The 14,735-nt window shown below is 64.9% G+C and carries 13 protein-coding genes; 6 read left to right on the top strand and 7 right to left on the bottom strand.

Annotation, left to right across the window (positions count from 1 at the left end):
* Positions 1 to 3 precede the first annotated feature (3 nt).
* The 5 genes from ABIB56_RS16620 (at position 4) to ABIB56_RS16600 (ending at position 5,233) form a co-directional block, all read left to right on the top strand.
* On the top strand, positions 4 to 1,653 hold the full coding sequence (locus tag ABIB56_RS16620; RefSeq protein ID WP_354570337.1) for a dolichyl-phosphate-mannose--protein mannosyltransferase: 1,650 nt from the start codon (positions 4 to 6) through the stop codon (positions 1,651 to 1,653).
* A 102-nt stretch (positions 1,654 to 1,755) separates the two neighbouring features.
* A complete protein-coding gene (locus ABIB56_RS16615) occupies positions 1,756 to 3,063 on the top strand; it encodes an O-acetylhomoserine aminocarboxypropyltransferase/cysteine synthase family protein (RefSeq protein WP_354570336.1) in 1,308 nt (435 codons plus the stop codon).
* Positions 3,064 to 3,669: a CoA-binding protein gene (locus ABIB56_RS16610; RefSeq protein WP_354570335.1), complete on the top strand. Its 606-nt coding sequence runs from the start codon at positions 3,064 to 3,066 to the stop codon at positions 3,667 to 3,669.
* A 74-nt stretch (positions 3,670 to 3,743) separates the two neighbouring features.
* The gene (locus ABIB56_RS16605) at positions 3,744 to 4,364 is read left to right on the top strand and encodes a hypothetical protein (protein ID WP_354570334.1); all 621 of its coding nucleotides are present in this window, start codon (positions 3,744 to 3,746) and stop codon (positions 4,362 to 4,364) included.
* Positions 4,361 to 5,233, top strand: coding sequence for a sulfurtransferase (locus ABIB56_RS16600; RefSeq protein WP_354570333.1), 873 nt, complete (start codon positions 4,361 to 4,363; stop codon positions 5,231 to 5,233). The genes ABIB56_RS16605 and ABIB56_RS16600 overlap by 4 nt, the downstream gene beginning before the upstream one ends.
* Here the strand turns inward: ABIB56_RS16600 and ABIB56_RS16595 are convergent.
* Positions 5,210 to 7,072, bottom strand: a complete 1,863-nt coding sequence (locus tag ABIB56_RS16595; RefSeq protein ID WP_354570332.1) for a thioredoxin domain-containing protein — start codon at positions 7,070 to 7,072, stop codon at positions 5,210 to 5,212. The two genes, ABIB56_RS16600 and ABIB56_RS16595, sit on opposite strands and share 24 nt — an antisense overlap.
* 22 nt (positions 7,073 to 7,094) lie before the next feature.
* On the opposite strand from ABIB56_RS16595, the gene ABIB56_RS16590 reads away from it, so the two are divergent.
* The gene (locus tag ABIB56_RS16590; protein ID WP_354570331.1) at positions 7,095 to 7,847 is read left to right on the top strand and encodes an MBL fold metallo-hydrolase; all 753 of its coding nucleotides are present in this window, start codon (positions 7,095 to 7,097) and stop codon (positions 7,845 to 7,847) included.
* A 9-nt stretch (positions 7,848 to 7,856) separates the two neighbouring features.
* Here the strand turns inward: ABIB56_RS16590 and ABIB56_RS16585 are convergent, their stop codons facing one another.
* The 6 genes from ABIB56_RS16585 to ABIB56_RS16560 all read right to left on the bottom strand — a co-directional run bounded on the left by ABIB56_RS16585 (position 7,857) and on the right by ABIB56_RS16560 (position 14,611).
* Positions 7,857 to 8,684: an aldo/keto reductase gene (locus ABIB56_RS16585; protein ID WP_354570330.1), complete on the bottom strand. Its 828-nt coding sequence runs from the start codon at positions 8,682 to 8,684 to the stop codon at positions 7,857 to 7,859.
* Positions 8,681 to 9,808 (bottom strand): bifunctional 2-methylcitrate synthase/citrate synthase, encoded by a 1,128-nt coding sequence (locus ABIB56_RS16580; RefSeq protein WP_354570329.1) that lies wholly within the window; start codon positions 9,806 to 9,808, stop codon positions 8,681 to 8,683. Before ABIB56_RS16580 ends, ABIB56_RS16585 begins: the two co-directional genes overlap by 4 nt.
* Positions 9,808 to 10,722, bottom strand: a complete 915-nt coding sequence (prpB, locus tag ABIB56_RS16575; RefSeq protein ID WP_354570328.1) for a methylisocitrate lyase — start codon at positions 10,720 to 10,722, stop codon at positions 9,808 to 9,810. Before prpB ends, ABIB56_RS16580 begins: the two co-directional genes overlap by 1 nt.
* A complete protein-coding gene (locus ABIB56_RS16570; protein ID WP_354570327.1) occupies positions 10,722 to 12,236 on the bottom strand; it encodes an MmgE/PrpD family protein in 1,515 nt (504 codons plus the stop codon). The genes prpB and ABIB56_RS16570 overlap by 1 nt, the downstream gene beginning before the upstream one ends.
* 38 nt (positions 12,237 to 12,274) lie before the next feature.
* A complete protein-coding gene (locus tag ABIB56_RS16565) occupies positions 12,275 to 12,928 on the bottom strand; it encodes a GntR family transcriptional regulator (RefSeq protein WP_354570326.1) in 654 nt (217 codons plus the stop codon).
* A gap of 246 nt (positions 12,929 to 13,174) precedes the next feature.
* A complete protein-coding gene (locus ABIB56_RS16560) occupies positions 13,175 to 14,611 on the bottom strand; it encodes an HNH endonuclease signature motif containing protein (protein WP_354570325.1) in 1,437 nt (478 codons plus the stop codon).
* Positions 14,612 to 14,735 lie beyond the last annotated feature (124 nt).

Raw genomic sequence — 14,735 nt, 5'->3', positions numbered from 1 at the left:
CCTGTGACGACACCGGCCGCCGACTTCGACGAACTGGTCACCCGCGACGACACCGCGGTCTCGACAGGGTCGACCAACGACACCGAGCCCATCGGCACCCGTCTTGACGACTGGTGGGGGCGGATGCTCCGCTCACCACTGCGCCAGCGCCTCTGGTACTGGGGCGGCCCGATCGCCGTCACCCTGCTCGCCGCCGTGCTGCGACTCTGGCGCCTGGGTGACCCCCGATCGCTGGTCTTCGACGAGACCTTCTACGTCAAAGATTCCTACACGCTGATGAAATTCGGCTACGAGGGATCATGGCCGGCGGATGCCGACAAGAGTTTCAACGCCGGCAACGTCGACGTCTATACCTCCGCCGGTTCCTACGTGGCGCATCCGCCGCTCGGCAAGTGGCTGATCTCTTTCGGCCTGCAGGTGTTCGGCGCGGAGAACACTGTTGGCTGGCGCGTCAGCACCGCCATCGTCGGCATTCTCGCCGTCGTGGTCCTGGTGCTGATCGCCCGGCAGCTCTTCAGGTCCACAGTGCTGGCGACCATCGCTGGCGGCCTGCTCGCGATCGACGGCCACGCGATCGTCATGTCGCGTACCGCGCTGCTCGACAACTTCGTCATGATCTTCTGCCTGCTCGGATTCTGGGCCGTGCTGCTCGACCGCGGCCAGAGTGCGAGACGGCTGAGTCTCTGGCTCACCAGAAGAACGGATGCCGGCCGCGGCACCGACTGGGGGCCAGCTCTGTGGGGCCGCCCATGGCTGGTCGCCGCCGGGCTCGCCTTCGGACTCGCCACCGCCGTCAAGTGGAGCGGCCTCTACTTTCTGGCGGCATTCGCCGTCTATACGCTCGTGGTGGACGCTGTCGCACGCCAGCACGCTGGTGTCACCTTCTGGGTCAGCGGCACCATCTTCAAGCAGGCTCCGGCCACCTTCCTGCTCACCGTGCCGATAGCGCTCGCCGGATACCTCGCCAGCTGGACCGGCTGGTTCGTGACCAAGGGTGGCTACTACCGGGACTGGGCCGACCAACCGGGCAATGCCGTGACGGGAATGCTCTCCTGGGTTCCTCACGCCGTGCAGAGTTTCTGGCATTACCAGGTGAGTGTCTACGGCTTCAACGTCAACGAACACTCCCCCCACTCCTACTCAGCCAACCCGCTCACCTGGCTGTTCCTGGTGCGGCCGACAGCGTTCTACTACGTCGGGCAGGATCAGGGACAGGGCGGATGCTCCTTCTCCGGTGGTTGCGCGCAATACATCACCTCGATCGCCAACCCCATCCTCTGGTGGGCGGCGACCGCAGCAATCTTTTATCTCGTGTATCGCCTCATCCGCTACCGCCAGTGGCAGGTCGGCCTCATCCTGATGGGCATGGTCGCCGGATACCTGCCATGGCTGCTGTACACGCAGCGCACGGTCTTCCAGTTCTACGGGATCGTCTTCGAGCCGTACATGATCCTCGGGCTGGTCTTCGTGATGGGGCTGTTGCTCGGCACGAGAACGGACCCGACCTGGCGACGGCTCAGCGGCGTCCGTCTGGTCGGATTCTTCCTCGCGCTGGTGATCGGGGTGAGCGCTTTCTTCTACCCGGTGTGGGTCGGCGTGCAGGTGCCGACCTGGTTCGCCCAGATCCACTACTGGCTGCCCGGCTGGCGTTAGGCCTCGCTGATCGAACCCGCCGAGATCTCGATGGCTCGATCAGCGTTACCGAGTGTTGCTTCAGCGCGGGGAAGCCTCAGCGCGCTCCGGTAGCGTTGCCGTATGGCTGATCGTGAGTATGGTTTCCGCACGCGCGCAATTCACGCGGGCAACATCCCCGACGCGGTGACCGGTGCCCGCGCGCTGCCCATCTACCAGACCAGTGCGTTCGTCTTCGACGACACCTCGGATGCCGCGGCCCGCTTCGCCCTGCAGAAGTACGGCAACATCTACAGCCGTCTCGGTAACCCGACTGTCGCCTCCTTCGAGGAGCGCATCGCGTCGCTCGAGGGCGGCCTCGGCGCTGTCGCGACGGCCAGCGGCCTCAGTGCGCAGTTCATCACCTTCGCCTCGCTCGCCGGTGCTGGCGACCACATCGTGGCATCCGCCAGTCTCTACGGCGGTTCCATCACCCAGCTCGACGTGACCCTTCGTCGCTTCGGAGTCGAGACCACCTTCGTACAGGGCTCCGACCCCGCCGACTACGCCGCGGCGATCACCGACAAGACCAAGCTGATCTTCGCCGAGATCATCGCCAACCCCTCCGGAGAGATCGCGGATCTCGGGGGACTGGCGGATGTCGCGCACGCACACAACCTCCCGCTCATCATCGACTCCACCATCGCCACGCCGTACCTCAACCGACCGATCGAGTGGGGAGCCGACGTCGTCGTGCACTCAGCGACCAAATTTCTCGGCGGGCATGGAACCACGCTCGGCGGTGTCGTGGTCGAGTCCGGACGTTTCCACTGGGCCAACGAGCACTTCCCACTGTTCGACCAGCCGGTGCCGTCCTACGGCGGGCTCAACTGGCACGGCAACTTCGGTGAGTACGCCTTCCTCACCCGCCTGCGCGCGGAGCAGCTGCGTGACATCGGACCGTCGCTCTCCCCGCACTCCGCCTGGCTGCTGGCGCAGGGCGTCGAGACGCTGCCCTTCCGCCTGCAGGCGCACGTGGACAACACGCGCATCGTGGCCGAATTCCTCCAGAACGATCCGCGCATCGAGTTCGTCAACTGGGCAGGACTCCCCGATCACGTGCACTACGACAGGGCGCTCAAGTATCTGCCGAAGGGGGCGGGCGCGGTCTTCAGCTTCGGAGTCCGTGCCGATGCAACGCGCGGCGGTCGTGCCATCGGGCAGAAGTTCATCGAATCGGTGAACCTGGCCAGCCACCTGGCGAATATCGGCGACGCGAAGACGCTGGTGATTCATCCGGCCTCGACCACTCACGCCCAGCTGAACGAGCAGCAACTCGTCGATGCCGGCGTACTTCCCGGCCTCGTTCGCATCAGTGTTGGAATAGAAGACCCGGAAGACATTGTTTACGACCTTGACCAGGCTTTGACGAAGGCGACGGAAGGCAAGTAGATGGCTACGGCGACACTCGATGTTTCGACAGGCTCAACAACCGCTGAGACTGTCAACACGCAGCTCGCGAACGGACTGAGCTGCGATCTTCCGGCGAGTTCGCCACTGGCCAAACTGCTCAAGTCTCAGCGCACCTGGGTCGGGCCGTCCGCCAAGGAACGCCAGGCCATCCTGCGCGAGGCGAAGACCGTGGCGATCGTCGGCATGTCGCCGAATGCCGCTCGATCCAGCTACTTCGTCGGCACCTACCTGCAGCAGTCGAGCGACTACACCCTCTACTTCGTCAACCCGAACGCCGAAGAGATTCTCGGGCAACCGGTCTACAGGTCGCTCGCCGACCTTCCCGTCGTACCCGACATCGTCGATGTGTTCCGCAAGGGAAGCGATATCCCCTCGGTGATCGACGACGTTCTTGCGGTCGGCGCGAAGACCGTCTGGGTGCAGCTCGGCATCTGGAACCAGGATGCCGCGATCTACGGCGAGAGCAAAGGCCTCATCGTAGTCATGGACCGCTGTATCAAGGTCGAGCACGCGCGCTTCAACGGCGGACTCAAACTGTTCGGCTTCGACACCGGAGTGATCTCCTCGCGCAAGGCGGCCAGCTAGCGGCAGCAGGTATGTCTGCGTGACCTTGGGTCTTCCCCGGATCATCTATCACGCCCTGTTGATAGCCTGACGCCATGAAGGCTCGCACCGCCATCCTGTACGTCGCTGTCGCCGTTCCGTCGCTCGCGCTAGCCGCGGTGGGCGTCACCCATCCCATGCACCTCACCGATGCCTCGGCCGAGTATTGGCGCAACCTCCACATCGGTACGCTGGTGGTCTTTCCGCTCCTCGGGTTCGCACCATGGCTGGTGGTCCGCGGCCACAACCTCGTGCTCAGCTGGGTCGTCGGAGTGCTGGCCTTCCTCTACGGCGCGCTGTACACGGCCCTCGATGTGCTCGCCGGCATTGGTGCCGGCGGCCTCAAACTCGACCATTTCGGGTCGGCGACGAGCACAGTGTTCGGGCTCGGCAACGCGATCGGAACCCTGGGCAATTTCGCGTTCATCGCCGCGGTCGTCATCGCCGCAGCATCCGCTCTCCTCTGGGCCCGCTCCGCCGCGGTTCCGGGCGCGCTGCTGGTGATTGTCGGATCGCTGCTGTTCTACGACAATCACATTTACTTCCCGGTCGGGGTCATCGGCCAGCTCTGTCTCGCCGTCGGCTGGGTCGCTATCCTGCTCGCACTTCGTCGTCCGTTACGCCAGGTTTCCGACACCAGCGCTCCCCCGGCGACTGCGGGTAGCGTGAGGGCATGACAGCAGTCGGCCCAGAACTCGCGTCCCCACTCGTCTCCACCCAGTGGCTCGCCGACCACCTCGGTGCGGAGAACTTCACCGTGCTGGATGCGACGGTGCTGGTGGCATCCGGACCCCACGGCGGCTACGTCAGCGGTCACGAGCAATACATCCTCACCGGTCATATTCCCGGCGCGCAATTCGCGGACCTGCTGGAAGACTTCTCCGACACCAGCTCCGGACTGAGGTTCACGAAGCCCGGCCAGTCGCAGTTTGAGAGCGCCGCCGGTGCTCTCGGTGTGAACAACGAGACCACGATCGTCGTCTACGACTCGGCGATCGGCCAGTGGGCCTCGCGTCTCTGGTGGCTGTTCCGCAGCTGGGGTTACGACGGGGTCGCCGTGCTCGACGGCGGCCTCGCCAAATGGAACGCGGAGGGTCGAGAGACGGATATCGGCCACAGCGAGCCGACAGCCGCGATCTTCCACGGAGTCGAACGTCCGGAGCTCTGGGCGGACAAGGCCTACGTCAAACGCATCGTGCGTGGCGAGGAGAACGCCTCGCTGGTCTGCGCCGTGCCTCCCACGGAGTTCAGCGGCGAAACGGGCAGCCGTGCCCGTGCCGGCCACATCCCCGGCAGCCTCAGCGTGCCTGCTGGGCGACTCGTCGACCGTGATAGCAACGCCTACCTGGGTCACAACGACCTGCGGGAGAGATTCTCGCCGGCACTGGACGGCAATCGCATCGTCGCCTACTGCGCCGCCGGCATCGCCGCGGCATCCGACGCCCTGGTGCTCACCCTGCTCGGCGAGCGCAACGTGGCCATCTACGACGGCTCGCTGAACGAGTGGGCCGCCGATCCCGAGTCAGCCTTGGTCGTCGGCGCCTAAGGCTTTCTGCAATTCAGCGGCATCAGTCAGCGGTAGTCGGCAGACGAAGTCCCGGCACAGGTAGGCCGCATCGGCCTGCCGACCCGCGAAGAGTTCGAAGCCGGCGATCGCTAATTCGGCGGCCTGCGCGGGCGTGACGATGGCGGTGATGGCGCCACTACGGAACCAGCGGCGCGCGACGGAGGCAATCGCAGCATCCGCATCGCTGGTCACGACCACGAGTTGGCCCGCCGGCTGCCCGAGGGCGGATGCCACGGCCAGCGCTCCCCCGAAGGCGATCGGTCGCGGCACAGCGAGCGGGGCGAGAAGCTCCATTGCCGCGATACTCGCCTCGCGGTACGGAGCGTGCGCGGTCAGCAGGGAGAGGACGAGCGCAGCCGCGGCCATGGCGCTGAGCCCGGACGGATAGGCGCCCTCTGAGGGGTCCACCTCGAGGGCAAGTCCACGGGATGCGAGAACGGGGTCTGCACCTCCCGGCACGCCGAACGAGGCGGCCGAACCGGCGGCCATGGATGCGTCGACGAGGGATTGTGCGACGACCGCGTAGCGTGGCTCCCCCGTGGCGGTCGCCAACCGCAGCAGACCGGCCGCAAGCATGCCGTAGTCCTCAAGCGTGGCAGTCGCATTCGACACCCTGCCCTCGATGGAAGCGCGCAGCAGCATGCCGTTCGCTGCGATGTGGTTCTCGATGAGGTAATCAGCCGCGCCTCGAGCGGCATCGATCCACTCCGGTCGCTCGCACACGAAGCCGGCCAGCGCGAGCGCCTCGATCGCGAGTCCGTTCCAGCCGGTGAGGACCTTGGCGTCGAGGGCGGGCGGCGTCTGGGTGGCGCGCGCCGCGGCATCCAGCGCATAGTAGCCGCCCTCGACACGCTTGCCGTCGACGGTGCTCTCGCTGTCCTGCGCGGAGGCGAAACCGCCAGAGGGCAGCCGCATCACGCCGAGTAGGAACGATGCGATGCCCGCGATCGTGGCGAGTGAGCTGCCGGGTTCGAGCTGCTCGAGCTCCGTGTAGGCCCGCAGCAGCAGTGCGTTGTCGTAGAGCATCCGTTCGTAGTGCGGCTCCGTCCAGTCACGCATCGTCGAGTAGCGGAAGAAGCCGCCCTCGACGGGGTCGCGCAGGTCGGATGCGGCGATGGCCGCGAGAGTGCGCGACACGAGAGCCAGAGCATCCGTCTCGCCGATGGAGCCGCGCTGCAGCAGGAACAGCAGCACGGGCGCTGTCGGGAATTTGGGCGCTCCGCCGAAACCGCCGAATTCGGTGTCTTCGTAGCCTCGTAACTCATCCATCGCGGAGGAGAATTCGCCGGCCAGGGGCAACGAACCGCGTGAATGCTCGCCATGCGCGGCCAGCGCTTCGGCTACCCGTGACGCGTTGTCCTCCACCGATTCGCGGCGCCCGTTCCAGGCGTCGAGCACGGCATCCAGCACCTGCCGAAACGACGGATGCCCTGCCACCGGCTGCGGCGGCCAGTACGTCCCGGCGAAGAAGGTACGCCCACGCGGGGTGACGAACACGTTGAGCGGCCAGCCGAGGTTCTCGGTGAACGCGCCCGCCGCTGCCAGGTAGCTGGAGTCGACATCCGGATGCTCCTCGCGGTCGACCTTGACCGCGACGAAGTTGTCATTGAGATACCCGGCGAGCACCGGGTCGCTGAAACTCTCACGAGCCATCACGTGGCACCAGTGGCAGGTCGAATAGCCGATTGAGACCAGCATCGGCACCTGTCGGCGTTCGGCTTCGGCGAAAGCATCCTCGCTCCAGGGGAACCAGTCGACGGGGTTCTCGGCGTGCGACCGCAGGTAGGGGCTCACGGCATCACTCAGCCTGTTGGACATCTCTCCAGCGTAGGCTCGGATGGTGCCTACGACAGCCATCACCTATATCGGTGGACCAACAGCCCTGCTCGAGTATGCGGGCCTGCGCATCGTCACCGATCCGACCTTCGACGAGCCGCAGGGCTACGACGCCGCACCCGGCTCCACGCCCCTCGTCAAGACGGCGGGCCCGGCGATCACCAGGGCTGACCTCGGCCGGGTCGACCTGGTGCTACTTTCCCACCACGGGCACAAGGACAACCTCGACTACGAGGGTCTCGAGCTGATCGCGCAGGGCATCCCAACGCTCAGCAACCTGCAGGCAGCGAGCGAACTCTTCGGCGGCAGCGTTGTCGGTCTCGACAACTGGGAGACCCACCAGATCGGCGAGGTGACCGTCACCGCTGTCCCGGCACTCCACGGGCCGGCGGGTTCAGAGCGTCGCACCGGACCGGTCATCGGCTTCGTGCTGCAGGCGCCTGATCGACCGACCGTGTACGTGAGCGGCGACAACGCGTCGGTGCCGCTGGTCGGCCAGATCGCCGACCGTTTCGCGCCCGTAGACATCGCGATCCTCTTCGCCGGTGCCGCCCGCATCCCCGTGATCGACGCACCCCTCACCCTGACCTCGACGGATGCCGCTGCCGCCGCCCAGGCGCTGCAGGCCACGCAGGTGGTCGGCCTGCACACCGAGGACTGGCAGCACTTCTCCGAGACGCGGGCAGACCTCGAAGCGGCCTTCGCCGGCACCGGACTGCTCGTGGACACACCCCGCGGCGTGCGCGTGGAGCTTTAGCCGCTGTTTTTAGTTGACCTCGTTGGGGTCGCCGCCGACGCGGCCCGCACGCTCGAGAGTGGTGATGGCGGCCTGCTGCTCCGCCGCCAGCTCGAAGTCGAACAGGTCGAAGTTCTCGGCGATCCGCTCCCTGGAATTCGATTTCGGGAACACGATGTGCCCCTTCTGGAGGTGCCAGCGCAGCACCACCTGCGCGGGCGTCTTGCCGTGCAGCCCGGCAATCTCGACGATCTTCGGCAGTTCGAGCAGCGGATATTTGCCCTGGCCGAGCGGACCCCAGGCCTCGGTCGCGATGTCATAGTCCTTACCGAACCTGGTGACGTCGACCTGCTGGTGGTAGGGGTGCAGTTCGATCTGGTTGACCGCCGGCACGACATCCGTCTCGTCCAGAAGGCGCTTCAGATGTGGCACCAGAAAGTTCGAGACACCGATGCTGGTGGCCTGGCCACGCTCGCGAATCTGCTCGAGCGCCTTCCAGGAGTCGACATAGAGATCACGCGCCGGGGCCGGCCAGTGGATCAGGTAGAGGTCGACGTGATCGAGCCCCAGCTTCGTGAGGCTCGTATCGATGGCCGCGAAGGCCGAATCCGTGCCCTGGTCGTCGTTGTACAGCTTGGTCGTGACGAACAGTTCGTCACGCGGGATTCCGGATGCCGCGATCGCGCGCCCCACGCCCTCCTCGTTGCCGTAGATCGCCGCCGTGTCGATGTGACGGTAGCCGACTTCGAGGGCGTCGGACACGATCCGCTCCGTCTGCTCCGGATCGACCTTGAAGACGCCGAACCCCAGCTGCGGGATGCCGTGGCCGTCGTTGAGGGTCAGTTCGGGAACAGTCACGGAGTGTGCCTTTCGTCGGGGCCGTTGTATTCGGAGAGCGGCCTGATCAGCGAGTTGGAGGCCAGCTGCTCCATGATGTGCGCGGTCCAGCCGGCGATGCGGCTCGCCACGAACAGCGGAGTGAAAGTCTCTGTGTCGAAACCGATCAGGTGATAGGTGGGGCCGGACGGGTAGTCCAGGTTCGGTTTGATGTTCTTGCGCTCCGCCATGGCCGACTGGAGTGCTCGATACTTCGCTCCGAGTTCTGGAGCGTCGTACAGGTCGATGAGCGAGTCGAGCACCGCGCTCATGGTGGGAACGCGGGAATCGCCATTCTTGTAGACGCGGTGACCAAAGCCCATGATCTTGCGCTTCTCGGCGAGGGCGTCGTCGAGCCACTTCTCCACGTCATCCGCGGAGTCGATCTCCTCGAAGATGTGCATTACCGCCTCGTTCGCGCCACCGTGCAGCGGCCCTTTGAGGGCACCGATAGCACCGACGACCGCGGAGTAGAGATCCGCGAGAGTCGAGGTGATGACCCGCGCCGCGAACGTCGAAGCGTTGAAGGAATGCTCGGCGTACAGGATCATCGAGATGTCGAAAGCGTTGACCGCCACCAGGCTCGGCACGTCGCCGAAAGTCATGTGCAGGAAGTTGGCGCTGTAACCGAGGTCTTCGCGGGGCTCGACGAGGTCTTCGCCGCGACGCCGGCGCTGGTCGTAGGCCACGATCGACGGCAGCTTCGCAAGCAGCGCGATCGACTTCGTGAGGTTGGCCTCCGGGCTCGAGTCGGCGGTGTCCGGATCGTTGGCGCCGATGACACTCACCGCGGTGCGCACGATGTCCATCGGATGCGCGGTGAGCGGCAGGTCGTCAATCACTCGCTTCACATTGTCGTCGAGACCGCGCAGCGAGCGCTCGAGGGTCTCGAATTCAGCGAGCTGCTGCTCGTTCGGCAGTTCGCCGTGCCAGAGCAGATAGGCGACCTCTTCGAAGGTGCACTTGGCAGCAAGCTCCTGCACGGGGTAGCCACGGTAAAGCAGAGAGTTCGTCTCCGGGTTCACCTTGGAGACCGCGGTGTAGTCGACGACGACGCCCGCGAGCCCTTTGTGCATCGTTTTTTCAGTAGTGGCCTGGTCGGTCATTATGCTCCCTCGCTCGTGCCTGGTACCTGGAAGTTGAATACGGAAGTGTCGAACGTGTTGTAGGCCTCATAGTCGAGCAGTTCATAGAGCCGCGCGCGAGTCTGCATGTCCGGCACCGCCGATTGCAGCGAGCCTTCAGAGTCAATGGTATCTAGCCCCCGTTCCGCTGCCCCCATCGCGAGACGCAACAGGCTGACCGGATAGATCACGATGTTGATGCCGACGCCCGCCAGTTGCTGGCTGGTAAACAGTTCGCTCTTGCCGAACTCCGTCATATTCGCCAGGATCGGCACGTCGATCGCCTTACGGACAGCCTCGAATTCGGCGAGATCCGCCATCGCCTCGGGGAAGATCGCGTCAGCGCCGGCATCCACCAGCGCCTTCGCACGGTCGATCGCGGCATCCAACCCGTCGAGGGCACGGATGTCGGTGCGCGCCATGATCAGAAGGTTCGGGTCGCGCCGGGCATCGACCGCCGCGCGGATGCGCTTGGTGGCGGTCTCCGAGTCCACGACTGCCTTGCCGTCGAGATGACCGCAACGCTTGGGGTTGATCTGGTCCTCGATGTGGAGGCCCGCGACACCGGCATCCTCGAGTTCCTGAACGGTGCGTGCGACGTTCATCGGCTCGCCGAAACCGGTGTCGGCATCGACCAGTGACGGCAGGTCGGTCATCCGGCTGATCTGCCTGGCCCGCGCCGCCACCTCGGTGAGGGTCGTGAGTCCGATATCGGGCAGCCCGAGGTCGGCGGCGATCACGGCGCCGGAGATGTAGACGCCGTCGAACTTCTTGTCTTGGATGAGTTTGGTGCTCAGCGGGTTGAAGGCCCCGGGGAAGCGGAGCAGTTCGCCGGTCGCGAGGGCGGCACGCAGGTTGGCGCGCTTCTCCGCGGGAGTGGTGTTCGAGTACAGCATTAGAAGAGTCCCTTCGGTCCCGGAATTAGCACGCCCGGCCGCGCTCTCACCGTGAGACCGGCGAGGTCTTCCGCGCCGAGTTCCGGAAGACGCTGCACCAGGTCGAGGAAGCGTGTGATCTCAGCGGGATCGACGACCGGGGCGGCAAGTGTGTGGAATTTGCGGATGTACTGCTCGCGCGCAAAAGGCTTCGCCCCGAGAGGGTGAGCATCGGCGACGGCGATCTCCTCGACCATCGTCGTGCCGTCGGTGAGCGTGATCTCCACGCGACCACCGAAGGCCTTCTCCGCCGGGTCGTCGGAGTGATAGCGACGCGTCCACTCGGGGTCTTCCGTTGTGGTGACCCGACGCCAGAGGGCGACGGTGTCGGGGCGGCCGGCACGTTCCGGCGCGTAGGAGCGTTCGTGATGCCATTCGCCATCCTGCAGTGCAACAGTGAAGATGTACGGAATCGAGTGGTCGAGCGTTTCGCGACTCGCCGTCGGGTCGTATTTCTGCGGATCGTTGGCCCCGGACCCGATCACGTAGTGGGTGTGGTGGCTGGTGTGGATCACGATGCGCTCGACACTGTCCGCGGTGACCTCCGGATGCTCGTCGTGCAGCTTCCGCGCCAGGTCGATCCAAGCCTGCGCCTGGTATTCAGCGGAGTGCTCCTTCGTATAGGTGTCGAGGATGGCGCGCTTGGCCTCGCCACGCTCCGGCAGCGGAACCTCGTAGTGGGCATCCGGTCCATCCAGCAGCCAGGCGATAACGCCGTCCTCTCCCTCGTAGATCGGGGTGGGACTGGTCTGGCCGCGCATGGCACGATCGACGGCCTCCACTGCCATCTTTCCTGCGAAGGCCGGCGCGTACGCCTTCCAGGTGGAGATCTCGCCCTTGCGAGACTGCCTGGTGGCCGTCGTGGTGTGCAGCGCCTGGCCGATGGCCTGGAAGATCACGTCGACCGGCAGACCGAGTAGCGTACCGATGCCGGCGGCCGCGCTCGGGCCAAGGTGCGCCACATGGTCGATCTTGTGGGCGTGCAGGCTGATCGCCGTGACCAGATCGACCTGAATCTCGTAGCCGGTGGCGATACCGCGCACCAGATCGCGACCGCTCTGCCCCACGTGCTGCGCGACGGCGAGGATCGGGGGGATGTTGTCGCCCGGATGCGAGTACTCAGCCGCGAGGAAGGTGTCGTGATAGTCGAGTTCACGCACGGCGACGCCGTTGGCCCATGCCGCCCATTCCGGGCCGAACCGACCGTCGATGCCGAAGACAGTCGAACCGGCGCCTGAGCTTGTCGAAGGGTTTGGGTGGTCTTCCGCCTGCGCACGCGCGGCGACCGCCGGACCGCGGCCCAGTGACGCGACTGCGACGGCAGCGTTGTCGATCATGCGGTTCACCACCATCTCGGCCACCTCATCCGTGACCTCGACGGGGTCGGCTGCGACCTCGGCGATCTTCCAGGCGAGCTGGTCTTTCCTGGCGAGGTTCTCTTCGCTCTTATGCACGTGTACGGAGTGCGACTGCACGGGGGTTCCTTTCAGTGAAGCGATCAGGCGGACTGTGATCAGACGGTGACGCGCGTGGCCTGCGGTTCGAGCGAACCGAGGATGTTCTTGAGGCTGCGGTAGAGATGCAGCTGGGTCGCATGGGCGGCGAGCGATTCCGAGCCGTCGACGATCGCATCCACGATCATCAGGTGTTCCTGCGCGGCTTCGCGCAGGCGCTCCGGGTTGTCGTGCGACAGGCGACGGATGCGAACCACGTGGGTACGCACGACGTCGAGTGTCGAAACTAGAAACTGGTTGCCCGCTGCGACGTCGATCGCTGCATCGAGGCGACCGACGAGTTCGTAGTACTCGTGGCGATCGTCGCTGTCGAGCAGTTCGGGCGCGCGACGAAACTCCGCCTGCAGCTCCTCGAACACCCGAACATCCCGTCGACGTGCAGCGAGTCGGGCCGCCTGTTCCTCGAGCGCCTGGCGCACCTCGAACAGTTCGGTGATGTTGTCGATGGAGACGGCGGTGACGATCAGCCCGCGGCCTGAATGTGCGGCGACCAGCCCCTCGGCCGCGAGTCTGGAGAGCGCTTCGCGCAGCGGCGTGCGAGACACTCCAAGCCGGGTGGACTGCTCCACCTCCGCGAGAACGGTGCCCGGCGGCAGCTCACTGTCGAGGATCTGTTCCCTCAGGATCGAGTAGGCCCTGTCGCTTGCGCGCATTTGCCTCACCCCTCTTCGTCGACGCATATGTATACGCAGCATATTCCAATTTCTCTCGTGAGCAACAAATTAGCCTCCATGCACGAGCTTGTGTATGCACGAGGTTGTGGATGCCACGAAAGCGCTGGGGTGATCGGGTGTAAACCCTCGAGGCTGCCATCACCCCGTGTACCTGGCCGCAGTGGCTTACCTGGCCGCGTTGGGTTACCTGGCCGCGTTGGGCAGCCCGATCACCTCGACCAGAAGTCAGGCCATCGCCGCAGAGGTTGCCGCTGTCAGCTCTCGAGAAAGATCGTGCATCGCCGCACTTTTACTCGGCATCGATCGTGGCCTCTGCTGAATGTCCACGGATTTCGGCGGTATCAGCCAGTAGCCACCACCCTTCCTGATGATCTCCCAGTGGTTGTCGTGAATGAGCATGTGGTGATGTCGGCACAGAAGTATCCCGCCGGCAATATCTGTCTTGCCCTGATCTCGAGCCCAGTAGTCGATGTGGTGTGCTTCACACCAGGAGGCCGGACGATCGCAGTCGCCCACCCGACAGCCGGCATCCCTGATCGCGAGTCCGATTCGTTGTCGCTCGGTGAAAAGGCGTTGGTCTCGTCCGACGTTCACGCACTGCCCATCGTCGTCGAACTTGATCCCGATAACACCCGACGAGCACAGGTGCCGCTCCACGGTTTCGAAGGCGATCGGATCGGATGCTCCCTCTATTCGGCCATGACCGGCTCGTTCGTGGAGTACCCGCTCACTCACGACCACACGCACCGATGGACGACGCCGCCCGAGCACCAGCCGGGGATCAGCGTCGATTCCGATCCGGAGCAACTCGGTGATGGCATCCGCCGCCAGCTGACCTGGCGTGCGGGTATCAGCTACCATCGCGTCGGATCGCTCGACATCTGCCTGTTCTACAAATCGGGGGCCACCACGCCTCGGGCTGGTGGCGCTGTCGTAGGCGTCGAGTAATAACTGGCCATCTTCGTCGGCCAGCGCGAAACCGCCTACCACCATGCCGTCGGGGCGACGGCGAACCGAGAAGTACCGAAGCTCGCGACGCTCCCTCTCGCGGCGGGCGATCCCGGCGGCATCCAGCTCATCACGCAACTGTCGTGCCCGAGCGAACAGTCGGTCGGCATTCACCAGCATCGATTCTTCGACGAGAATCTCCGCGGCTTTCCTCAGGTCGAACGCCGCAACGGCATCGTCGATTCCGCCAAGGCCCTTTCGAATTGATTCCGCGCCGTCGAGGGCGAGGGTACCGGCGAGTAAGGCTGCGACTACCGGCTGCTGCCACGGCACAGACGGGGGCTCATGCCCGTCGACGGTTGAGGCAGCGGCGACGCTTGAGGCAGCGGCAACCTCGGTGATCATCGTGCCGATGTTGACCAGCTTTGCGGCTTCTGCACGAGTGCCACCCGACTTCGACTGGATGAGCGCAGCTGCGTCGATGAAACCTTCGCGCTTCGCAAGCCCGTCGAATCCTTGCTCCTGCCGAGAGCGCCTCGCGATCTCTCCGGCGACCCACGCGCCGTAAGGCTGCATCACGCGCTGGAGGTGTCCGACGAGATCCTGGGCGGCGATCAAATCGCCGTCGTCGAGCCGTGCAATATCGCCCGGCTCGCTGCCAAGACGAGCAACGGCGTCGGCCGCGTTTCGCAATGTCGAGGCGAGGTTTTCCATAGCTCTATTCTGCCACTTTCGAACATATATTCTGCATGTCTGCTTGAGTGCAGTAGATTTGTTTGGTGAGCGAAGAGCCTGTTGGCGGTGTGGATTATCCGCGGACGTTTCAGGAGTTTCGGGA

Origin of the sequence: Glaciihabitans sp. UYNi722 (genome assembly GCF_040549465.1) — a bacterium.
Taxonomy (GTDB): domain Bacteria; phylum Actinomycetota; class Actinomycetes; order Actinomycetales; family Microbacteriaceae; genus Lacisediminihabitans.
Note: the sequence above shows the minus strand (reverse complement) of the source record. Positions and strands in the feature narration are given on the sequence as shown.